Consider the following 8,725-nt stretch of genomic DNA (forward strand, 5'->3'; position numbering starts at 1 on the left):
AAAAAATAAAATGTTTTTACTAAAGGATGGATGATCGAACGTGGATACGGACTTTCTTATTTCACTCTTTACCATCATTGGGGTCGATATCATTCTCGGGGGAGACAACGCAATCGTCGTTGCGCTTGCCTGCAGGAATTTACCGGCCTCAATACGTCATAAAGCCATTTTACTCGGCCTCGGTTTAGCTCTTATCATTCGCATGGGACTGACGATCATCGCCGTACACTTACTGGAAATCCCCTTTTTACTCGCAACCGGCGGCGCCTTGTTAATTTACATTGCTTACAGTCTGTTGACCGAAACAGAAAACGGGCGCGATATAAACGGCGGTACTAGCTTATGGAGTGCGATCAAGGCCATCATCATTGCCGATTTTGTCATGGGCTTTGACAATGTGATCGCCGTCGCCGGAGCCGCTCATGGAAATCCGTTGCTCGTCATGATCGGTCTGCTTTTCTCGGTCCCTGTCATCATTTGGGGCAGCAAGTTAATCCTGAATCTCTTTGATCGCTTTCCGATCATTATATATCTCGGAGCCGGAATCCTTGCCTATACGGCTTCAAGAATGATCACGCACGAGGAAATGCTTGCCCCTCTCTTTCAGCAATTCGACTTTTTTGCCCTTGGTCTGCAAATCATAATGATCGCCGGGGTGATTTTGCTCGGTGCTTATAAAAAAGCACTGTCTCAGAAGAACTAATTTTGAGAATACGAAGTCATTTGTCTAAAGCTGGCAGCGGCTTCGTTCAGCACAAAGCGAGCAGGAAAGAAATCCACTTTCCTGCTCGCTTTAAAATCATTGTGCAGACTCCACTCGCTGCTTCTGTGAGCTTGAGACAAAACTAGCTTTGGACCTACTGGCAATGGCTTCACACGCCACAGCCTCTGTTTCAGTTAACCAGACGCTGTGCTTCCTGAAGGTGGAATGTTCTCACCTTGCGCGGAAGGAAGCGGCGAATTTCCGCGTCGTTATAGCCAACCTGCAGACGCTTCTCGTCAAAAATAATTGGACGGCGTAGAAGGCCTGGGTTGTCACTGATGATTTGGAATAATGTTTGCAAGGAAAGAGACTCAAGCTCAACATCAAGCTCTTGAAACACTTTTGAGCGTGTTGAAATAATTTCATCTGTTCCATCCTCGGTCATTCTGACAACCTCTTTTACTTCCTCCACTGTTAATGGTGCAGCAAAAATATTACGTTCCTCAAACGGGATATTATGTTCTTCTAACCAAGCCTTTGCTTTCCGGCATGATGTACAACTAGGTGATGTTAATAAAGTGACCATGTACGGACCTCTCCTTCCAGGTTATGAGATCTATGTCGAGCTTGAATGCCATTTTACATGTCGATACTCTAATTATACAACTCTGTCTAACTTTTGTATAGAAGAAGTTAAACTTTTCTTCTAAATAGAGATAATGAAAAATACCCTTGCAATGTTCTTCCTAAACCTATTATACAAAAAAACTTTCTAAACATATATGTTTATTTAGTTAAAAAACAATTTTTTTCTCGATCAGCTCATAGTTGTCACATGATTGTCACACTTTATAACGAAAGATTCCTTATCGTTTCTTTAAAATATAGTACGTTTTGATAAGCTAAGATTTATACATTATTTACGGGGGTGAAGCGCATGAAAAAATGGGTAGCATCCTTATCCATTCTTCTGCTCCTGGCAGGTTGTGCGACGGAGGATATTACAAATGAGCAGACAGAGCGGCAGCAGCTTCTCGTTGAACTTGCCCCTGTTCAAATCAGCTCTATTGGGGAAACACTTGAATTATCAGGACAGCTCCTTCCTACTAAACAGGTCCCATTAGTGACGGCAATGCCGCTAAAAGTAACGGACGTACATACACAAATTGGACAAGCCGTAGAAGCGGGAGACCTGCTTATTTCCTTGGATGACGGGGAAGCGCGGCGCCAGGTTAACCAGGCCAATCAAGTACTTGATGAGCTGAAGCAGGCGTTGCATCAGGCTGAGCAGATCAATCAGTCTGTTGAACAAAACATCTCGGCGGCGGCTGATCTCGAAACTGAATTGCTCGCCTCAATTGAACGAGCTCAAGAGCTTCTACAAGCTTTGGACGAAGCGGAAGGTGCCGCTGATCAGCAGGCGCTGACCGATCTGCTTCAAGCAAGTCTCGATGTCTCCCTAAAGCAGGCGGCACTGACTCAGGCAGCTGGTGCCGGAAGTCTTTCTGCTCCGCTGAACACGGCAGAGCTGTCGATGCAAATCAATCAGGCAGAGGAAGCCGTTCGTCAGGCGGAAAGCGCTCTGGCTGAGACTCGCATTACAGCTCCGATTGCCGGTACGATCGCTCAGCTTGATGTTACGGCGGGGCAAACGGCTATTCCGAATCAGCCGCTGGCCATTGTCAGCGACTTGAGTAAAATGGATGCCGCTTTTGCCGTGAACAGCTTTCAAGTTGCCAGACTCGCTGCGGGGATGCCGCTCTCGCTCAGCATTGCCGGCTGGAACGAAACGATCGAGACAGAGCTGACTGCTGTGTCGCCGGTCATTGATCCGCAGACAAACGCCTTTATGGCCCATGCGACAGTTCCAAATGAATCTCAGCAGCTAAAAGGCGGCATGAGAGTGACGGCGACGGTTGAGCTCGGCACCGTGCAGGAGGCGGTCGTTATTCCTGCTGACGCCGTTCTTTATCAGGATGGAGAGCCATATACGTTTGTCGCCGAGGAAAATCGCGTGCGCAGGCAGGAGCTTGAGCTTGGCACGCGAGACGGCGCAAGCATCCAAGTGATAGACGGAGTGAACGAGGGTGACGAAGTGGTCACAGTCGGGAAAGAGCGGCTTACAGATGGAGCCGCGATTACAGTAAGAAGCGAGTGAAAACATGAATCTAGCTAAATTATCAGTATTACGCCCTGTCGCGATGGCGATGTTTATTATTTTTCTGATTATACTCGGAAGTGTATCTCTGCGTCATTTACCAGTCGATCTCTTTCCGGAGCTGACATTTCCCGTCGTGGCGGTAACGGCCTCCTACGACGGAGCCGGCCCTGAAGAAGTGGAAGAGCTGATTACGCAGCCGATCGAAGAGCTGATGGCGAGCATTCCGAATGTCGAGTCGGTTTCCTCGACTTCCCGGACAGGCGGTGCCTTGATCCTCGTCGCCTTTGATTGGGGCACGGATATGGATTTCGCCGCTTTGACGATGCGGGAACGAATCGACCAGGTGCGAGAGATGCTGCCAAGCGAAGTAGACGCTCCGCAAGTGATGCGGTTTGATCCGAGCATGCTGCCGATCGTCCAGCTCGCTATTACGGAACCAGGCGGAGATACGGCTGAAGCCAGGCAGTTAATTGAAAATGAAATCAAGCCGCGGCTCGATGCGATTGACGGTGTTGCTTCCATACAGGTTGAAGGTGGAAGTGAGCAGGAAATCCGGATTGACATTCAGCCTGACGTGCTTGCGCAATACGGCATAACATTACAAGACCTTCAACAGCTTATTGCCAGTGAAAATATCAATTTTCCGGCAGGTGAAGTGCACGACCAAAATCAATCTTTTCCGATTCGAGTCAGCAGTGAATTCACCTCGGTCTATGATTTAGAGCAGCTTCCCATACCGACCAATGCCGGGGTTGTACTGCTCGGTGATTTATTCGCCATCAGCGAAGCCACGGCGCCTCTCTCTCAGGAGAGCTATTTGAACGGCGAGCCGGCGGTCGGTCTTTCTATTTTGAAAGCGTCCGGTACGAATACCGTTCAGATCACGAGAGCGCTCAACGATGAACTCGATGACCTGAAGCAGCAGCTGCCCGAAGGAATCGAGATTCAAACAATCTTTGATCAAAGCCGCTTTATCGAGCAATCAATCAATGCTGTCTTTTGGAATATTCTCCTAGGGGGCGGACTGGCGGCCCTTGTTCTGTACCTTTTTTTACGGAACATCCGCAGCACCTTGATTATTGCCTTATCGATTCCGATCTCGATTATGACGACGTTTTTATTTATGTATTTCTCGGGTGAAACATTAAATGTGCTCACCCTTGGCGGACTGGCGCTCGGCGTCGGAATGATGGTTGATAACGCAATCGTGATTCTCGAGAATATTTACCGCAAACGCCAGGAAGGAGAAAGCTTGCGCGAGGCGGCGATTCACGGCACGGGGGAAATCGGCGGCGCGATAGTCGCTTCAACGCTGACGACCGTCGTTGTTTTTCTGCCAATTGTCTTCGTAGACGGACTCGCGGCCCAGCTTTTTAAACCATTGGCGCTCACTGTCGCCTTTGCCTTACTTGCTTCCTTGATCACCGCGCTGATCATTGTGCCGCTGTTGTCGTCGACGTTTTTAAGAACGACCGACGAGACATCCGTCTTTCAGGTCGGCTTTGAGAAAACAAAGGCCGTCTACAAAAGGCTGCTGGAATTCAGCCTGCAGCGGCCGAAACGGATTATAGCGGTTACCACCGCACTCCTAGCCGGCTCACTAAGCTGTATTCCACTGTTAGGTACTGAATTTCTTCCGGCCCAGGATCAGAGCTTTATTAGCATCGACGTCCGCTTACCGCCAGGGAGCGCCCTGTCTGCGACTTATCAAGTGACGGAAGAAATCAATGAAAAGCTCGCTGCTTTTACAGAAGTTGAACTGGCCTACGTGACCGTCGGCGGAACGGACAATTTTTCTCTCGGTGCCGGCTCACAGACAAACAGAGCGAGCTACAGTTTACTCTTAAGCGACACCGATAGGCGGACTACATCCGACTTGGAGATTGCCGACTCCATTCGCAGTTCCCTCGCCTCTGTCCCAAATGCGGATATTCGCGTCTCGGCGAGTGATAGCGGGTTTACCGATGATCCGATTTCAATCACCGTAAAAGGCCAGGATCTTCAGACATTGGAACAGCTTTCTGAGGCGATTGTAGCGACTGTTTCAACAATTGAAGGCGTGCGCGAGCCGACGACGAACTATGCAGACGGCAATCCGGAGGTGACCGTGGCAATCAACCGGCAGGCCGCTTCCTCCTACGGTATCACTAGCGCGCAAATTGCTTCGACGATCAGCGACGCGACGCGCGGATTAGTGGCGACACGGATTGCGAGACACGGCGAAGAGCTAAATGTCCGACTCCAGGTCGACGATGCTTATACCGCCTCGCTCGAACAGCTTGAACAGCTGTTGCTGTCAACGCCGGGCGGAGAGCGGATCCCGCTTTCTTCTGTTGCAGCAGTCGAACGTGGCGAAGGACCGAGCACGATTAGGCGATCGGACCGGATGCGTGAAGTGACGGTCACCGCGTCAATTTTAAATCGCGATCTCGGCAGCGTTATCAATGAGATTGAAGAGGCGCTGATTGAAGAGGTTCGCCCTTTGCTGCCAAACGGGTACCGGATAAGCTTCGGCGGACAAAATGAACAGATGAACGATGCCTTCACGAAGCTAAGCGGAGCCATCGCGCTCGCCATTGTCCTCGTCTACATGGTCATGGCCGGGCGGTTTGAATCCTTCTTCTATCCGTTTATCATTATGTTTTCCGTGCCGGTTACAGCGATCGGCGTCATTTTCGGGCTATTGCTCACCAATCAGCCGATCGGGGTCGGATCGCTTGTCGGAATCTTGATATTAACCGGGATTGTCGTCAACAATGCGATCGTTCTCGTCGACTATATAAATACATTGAAAAAGAATGGGTATAGCTCATACGATGCGATTATTCAAGCAGGACCGATTCGCCTGCGCCCGATTTTAATGACGGCGCTGACGACGATTCTCGGGCTTATTCCGCTTACGTTAGGCTTTGGCGAAGGGACGGAAATCCAGCAGCCAATGGCGATCGTGATCGTCTGCGGACTTGCTGTCTCGACCTTTATCACCCTGCTGTTGATTCCGGTTATTTATTTTCTGACCGATCAGCGCAAGGAAAAGCGACGGCAACACGCGGAGACATTACATTGAGGCTGCCTGCAAATGGGCTTCTTTCAGGCAGACGTCTAAAGAATGGAGCCGCTACCCTTCCCCGCCTCACGCTTACACATTCTGGATTTCTAACGAAAAAAGAACGTCTGAATAGGGACTAAGCCTTGTTCAGACGTTTTTTTATGCAGAATAGCGATTCGGTATCGGCTGCTGTTTTGTTTTTTCTTTCCAATTTTTCAGATTCTTTTTCAAAAAATCCTTCACAAGCTCACGTTTTTTCTTGCGGTTTTTCGTAATTCGTTTCATTCAAATCACCCACCTGTTTTGTTATGGTGAACGATTCAGCGCCTACACGGTCGGTTGATCGCTTGCTTCGGCTGCTTCTGCATTATAAGTGACAACCTGATCAACATCCTCATAGGATTCGCCGTAAAGCTGCTTATCCTTATACGTATGAATCGCCTCATACGTATGCTTGACCTTTTCGTAGATGCTTTGCTCAGACTCGTCCTGAGGTGACCAGTACAAAATTTCAAGCTCATTGACCTCATTTGTCGCAAGAGAGCGTCTACGATAACCAACAGACTGTGCATGCGTGAACCCTTCGCGATTGTAAAAACGTTGACGCTTTTTCGTGTCACTGTCTTCATAATCAACTGGTTCTACTTCAAGGATAATCGGCTTTTGCTTTTCTTTCAAGCGATTTAACAGCTTCTTTCCCAGCCCTTGGCCTCTTGCCTCCTTTGAGACAAATAAATAATCCACAAAAATAAAATCATCTGTTTCTACATACATCATAACATGATGTGGTCCTTCATCCTTATGGTAAATATCAGCTTTTTCTTTTAAAAGAAGCTCCATATGTTCTTTTGATTTCATCTCTTCAATCGGAAAGTACTTGCTTAGCTTTTCGTACCAATTCATCAACTCAGCTCCCGTTAGTTATCTTCATTAATAGTATATTCCATTCTTGCTAATCGTTAAACGCGATCAAATCAGCATTTACTGGAAAAAGCACGGTTCTGCTTTCATAAGGAAAACTAAGGTGGAGCATCCATAGAATAAACCCCGATTCTTCCGCTTTGCTCCGTTTCAGAAAAAGGCCTTGTCCCGAGCTGCATTCGGGACGAGGCCATCTACTGTTTATAGTCTACGCCCGCTGTATAGCGGTTTGTCGCGTTCCAGAGTAAAAACTCGTTAATGCCTTGCTCATTTAAAGCACGGATTTGATCTTCGACCTCTTCTTTTCCATAAGGCTGATAGTTACCTGATCCAAGCCAGCTTGCTGTAAAGTCCTGAATCCACGGGCGTGAAACAGGAGGATTGTCAAGCTGGGCGAGGATGCCATTTTCCACTTTCGCATATTCACGCGTCAGCTCATATGGAAATAAATCAGGCTTGTCAATGCCAAAATAAGGCGTCCAATGGCTTGGATAAATCATCGATGAGATGACATCTACTTCGTTTGCGATCTTGGAAAAATTTTGTCCAATGCCGGGCGCTTCCGTAATGGTGGCCGAGTAACCGAAAATATCGACCGATACATCAACATCATACTTTTCCAGCCGCTCTTTCGCATAGGAAACAAAATCGGTCACAGCCGCGACTCTGCTCTGCACATGATCGCCGTCACCGCCTTCATACTCTCCCACACTGTATTGCAGGACGTCATCCCGTCTTTCGAACCCTTCCGGAAAGCGGACATAATCAAATTGAATTTCCTGAAATCCAAGCTTCACCGCCTCTTCCGCGATCGCAATGTTATAATCCCATACTTCCTTTAAGAAAGGATTGACAAATGCTTCACCTCGTCCATTTTTCCATATCTTTCCGCCATCAAGAAAGGAGAGCTCCGGCTGTTGCTCAGCAAGTACCGAATCTTTAAAGACGACAATCCGGGCAATTGGGTATACCTCGTTCTCTTCAAGCGTCTTCATTAATTGTTCAGGGTCATGAATGTAGTTTTTCGAAATAGGATAAAAAGGGGAATCCTCTTCAGGCCGGTATGTTAAATGCCCATGATCCTCTTTAATATCAATGACCATCGCATTCAAATCTGTCGTATTGATCAGCTCAATTAAATTCGAAAAGCGCTCTCCACCAGCCGAATTCCCGGTGACATAAATCCCCCGAACCCCGTCCTCCGGATAAGCAAACTGATAGCCTGAATCATATAAGAAGCGAGCGACATCATTTGGCAGTTCGAGTGCCGTTTTGGCTACTGCTTTATGCTGGTGCTCCTTCCCGATTGCGATGCTTGTCCCCGTTTCTGCTGCAAAAGCCGTTCCTGCGCCCACTAAACTAAAGACACATATCAGCATGAGCATCTTCATCCATGGCTTCCCCATTTCCATTCACGATCCTTTCTACGTAGCTTGCTCTCCAGATCATCTATGTATTAATCTTCATCCTTGGCATCCCAGTCTTCCGGAAGCGGCTCTTCCATTTCAGCTGCCAGCTGCTTGCGCTTTACATCAAGCTGTTCCTTATGCCACATGAATTGATCACGATTGATCAGCTGCTGCTTTCCATCATGAAAAGCCTTTATATGACCAAGCTGTATTTGCTGCTGAAGATAAGCCTCCGGCAACTCTAAATATTCTGCTAACTCTGCAACGGTAACGTACATCTTCCGTTCCTCCCTTCAAATTATACCGTCAGTCGACAAAGCTTGTCATCCTTCTACCCGAAAAAAGCCGTTTTAAAAAATCGAGTAGGAGGGGGCGACTAACCCCCGACCTCTCACACCACCGTACGTACGGATCCGTATACGGCGGTTTCAGTTAAGTCTGACGAAGGGTTTCATAACGTTCCAGTACGCTCTTGAGCCCTT

At 48.1% G+C, this 8,725-nt stretch carries 8 protein-coding genes; 3 read left to right on the forward strand and 5 right to left on the reverse strand.

The features are described 5' to 3' along the window. Positions 1-40: 40 nt before the first annotated feature. Positions 41-703: a TerC family protein gene (locus M3202_RS16145; RefSeq protein ID WP_251224331.1), complete on the forward strand. Its 663-nt coding sequence runs from the start codon at positions 41-43 to the stop codon at positions 701-703. Between the two features lie 190 nt (positions 704-893). Here M3202_RS16145 and spxA read toward each other — a convergent pair whose 3' ends face one another. Next, entirely contained in the window at positions 894-1,289 is a 396-nt protein-coding gene (gene spxA, locus M3202_RS16150; protein ID WP_251194619.1) for a transcriptional regulator SpxA, read from the reverse strand. A gap of 351 nt (positions 1,290-1,640) precedes the next feature. Here spxA and M3202_RS16155 point away from each other — a divergent pair, with 351 nt between their 5' ends. Next, complete coding sequence (locus tag M3202_RS16155) at positions 1,641-2,861, forward strand: efflux RND transporter periplasmic adaptor subunit (RefSeq protein WP_251224332.1); 1,221 nt, start codon at positions 1,641-1,643, stop codon at positions 2,859-2,861. Between the two features lie 4 nt (positions 2,862-2,865). After that, a complete protein-coding gene (locus M3202_RS16160) occupies positions 2,866-5,931 on the forward strand; it encodes an efflux RND transporter permease subunit (protein ID WP_251224333.1) in 3,066 nt (1,021 codons plus the stop codon). A gap of 141 nt (positions 5,932-6,072) precedes the next feature. On the opposite strand, the gene M3202_RS22405 is transcribed toward M3202_RS16160, so the two are convergent. The 4 genes from M3202_RS22405 to M3202_RS16175 all read right to left on the reverse strand — a co-directional run bounded on the left by M3202_RS22405 (position 6,073) and on the right by M3202_RS16175 (position 8,521). Then, positions 6,073-6,198: a hypothetical protein gene (locus M3202_RS22405; protein WP_285890550.1), complete on the reverse strand. Its 126-nt coding sequence runs from the start codon at positions 6,196-6,198 to the stop codon at positions 6,073-6,075. A gap of 42 nt (positions 6,199-6,240) precedes the next feature. Beyond that, positions 6,241-6,816, reverse strand: a complete 576-nt coding sequence (locus M3202_RS16165; RefSeq protein WP_251224334.1) for a GNAT family N-acetyltransferase — start codon at positions 6,814-6,816, stop codon at positions 6,241-6,243. 212 nt (positions 6,817-7,028) lie between these two features. Beyond that, on the reverse strand, positions 7,029-8,225 hold the full coding sequence (locus M3202_RS16170; protein ID WP_251224335.1) for a putative glycoside hydrolase: 1,197 nt from the start codon (positions 8,223-8,225) through the stop codon (positions 7,029-7,031). Positions 8,226-8,290: 65 nt separating this feature from the next. Continuing rightward, a complete protein-coding gene (locus M3202_RS16175) occupies positions 8,291-8,521 on the reverse strand; it encodes an excisionase family DNA-binding protein (protein ID WP_251224336.1) in 231 nt (76 codons plus the stop codon). Positions 8,522-8,725: the final 204 nt, after the last annotated feature.

Origin of the sequence: Halalkalibacter oceani (assembly GCF_023715605.1) — a bacterium.
GTDB lineage: Bacteria > Bacillota > Bacilli > Bacillales > Bacillaceae_D > Halalkalibacter > Halalkalibacter oceani.